At 72.1% G+C, this 1,927-nt stretch carries 3 protein-coding genes; all 3 read right to left on the bottom strand.

The features are described 5' to 3' along the window. Positions 1-31: 31 nt before the first annotated feature. Positions 32-829, bottom strand: coding sequence for a VOC family protein (locus tag DQW06_RS21665; protein ID WP_071621001.1), 798 nt, complete (start codon positions 827-829; stop codon positions 32-34). Positions 830-1,039: 210 nt separating this feature from the next. Then, positions 1,040-1,291: a Smr/MutS family protein gene (locus DQW06_RS21670; RefSeq protein ID WP_013156341.1), complete on the bottom strand. Its 252-nt coding sequence runs from the start codon at positions 1,289-1,291 to the stop codon at positions 1,040-1,042. A 100-nt stretch (positions 1,292-1,391) separates the two neighbouring features. Continuing rightward, on the bottom strand, positions 1,392-1,847 hold the full coding sequence (locus DQW06_RS21675; protein ID WP_013156340.1) for a GNAT family N-acetyltransferase: 456 nt from the start codon (positions 1,845-1,847) through the stop codon (positions 1,392-1,394). Positions 1,848-1,927 lie beyond the last annotated feature (80 nt).

Consider the following 1,927-nt stretch of genomic DNA (forward strand, 5'->3'; position numbering starts at 1 on the left):
GGGGGGGGCCCCGGGCCGGGCGGCGTCAGTGTCACGCGGGCGGCCAGTTGAGCAGGACGAACCCGGCCTGGAAGGGGTCGGAGCAGACCATGCGGCGTCCCACGCCCGAGATGTTCTCCGGCTCGGAGTGCACATGTCCGCCCGCGGCCACGACCCTCTCCGCGACGGCTTCGCAGTCGGCCACAGCGAACACCGGGTGCCAGTCCTCCTCCCCGCCGAACCGGCCCCTGTCCCCGGGACCCGCCTGCAGGATGCCCCCGTGGGTGCGCTCGTCACCGGTGCCCGCGGGGCGCAGGACCGTGTACCCGCCGACCTCCTCCCCTCCGAGGGACGGGTCGAACGGGCTGAGGTCCCACTTGAAGACCCCGGTGTAGAACTCGGCCGCGCCACGCGCGTCGGTGGTCCGCAGCTCCACCCAGCAGAGGCTGTTGACCCGCCCCACCAGACCGAGGTACATCTCCCCCCGCCAGACGCCGAAGGAGGCGCCCTGGGGGTCGCGGAACAGCGCCTGACGGCCCAGGTCGAAGATGTCGAACGGCTCCACCAGGAGGGTGCCGCCCAGCCGCTCCACCCGTGTGATGGTGTCCTCGATGTCGGAGTCGGCGAAGTACACGGTCCAGGAGGGGTGGTCGCTCTCCCCCATGACCGGGCTGACCCCCGCCGCGGCGAGCCCCTCAGCGCACAGGAACTTGTAGCCCTCCAGCTGCCGGATGTGCGTCTCGGCGCTCCAGCCGAACACGTGCCCGTAGAAGGCTGTCGAGGCCTCGACGTCGGGTGAGGACACCTCGACCCAGCAGGGCGACCCGGGTGTGAAATCCGTACTGATCATCGCTGTCCCTCTCCGTGACGGCACACCACCCTTCGGTTCCTTCCCTGGTGAGGGAGGTTCCGGGGATCGGAGGGGCAAAGACTCACACAACTCGCCGTTGCCGAGCCCGTCCGCGGGCGGGACGCGGCGCTCCCGCCGAGGGGTACGGGGACGTCCGGGCCCGGCGGCTCCGCGCGCGCCGACCCGCCTCCGGCCACGGCACGGACGCGCTCAGTGCCTGAAGTGCACGAACAGGCGCCCGAAGTTCTTGGAGTCCTTCTCGACCCGGTGGTAGCGGGCCTTGACGTCCTTGCGGTCGAGGAAGCGCAGCACCCGCTTCTTGAGCTGCCCGGACCCCTTGCCGGGGATGATCTCGATGCTCTTGGCGCCCGTGCGCTCGGCCTCGTCCATGATGTCGTTGAGGGCCCGGTCGATGTCCCGTCCCTTGTTGAAGATGTCGTGCAGGTCGAGTTTGAGCCGCACCGTGCCTCCTCCACGTCCGGTAGCCGGATCATACGCGTCGCGGGACCGCGCGCCGGGGCCGCGGCGCGGCCTCCTCCTCCGGTGCTCGCGGCGTCCCGCGTCACGCCCCGAGGCGCAGGGTGAAGACCACCCGGTCCACGCCCGGCCCCTCGTAGTCGGCGTGCGGTCCGGTGACGGTGAAGCCGTGGGCGCGGTGGAAGGCGATCGAGCGCTCGTTGGCGGGGGAGGTGACCGCGCGCACGACCGTGCACCCGCGCTCCCGCGCCCCGTCCGTGAAGCGCCGGTACAGCCCGTTCGCGAGCCCCGTCCTGCGGTGTCCCGGGGCCACCCCGGCGAAGTGCACGTACGCCTCCTCGGGCACGGACGGCGAGGGGAAGCCGATCAGGAAGCCCGCCAGCTCCCCCTCCGCCTCGGCGATGAGGCTGGTGGTGTGGAAGTGGTCGAGGAAGAGCCGGGGGAGGATGTGCGCCACGGGGCGCCCCCACCAGTCGTCGCAGACCGCCAGGATGCGCGGGTGGTCGGAGGGGAGGGCGGTCCGGACACGGACGTCGGTCACGCGGGGGCTCCTGCTCGTCGTCGGAGGGGTGTTCCGGGTCCGGCAATACCCGCCGACGGGTCCGCGAACCGCCTTCGCGG

The sequence above is a fragment of the Nocardiopsis sp. TNDT3 genome, assembly GCF_003427465.1.
GTDB lineage: Bacteria > Actinomycetota > Actinomycetes > Streptosporangiales > Streptosporangiaceae > Nocardiopsis > Nocardiopsis dassonvillei.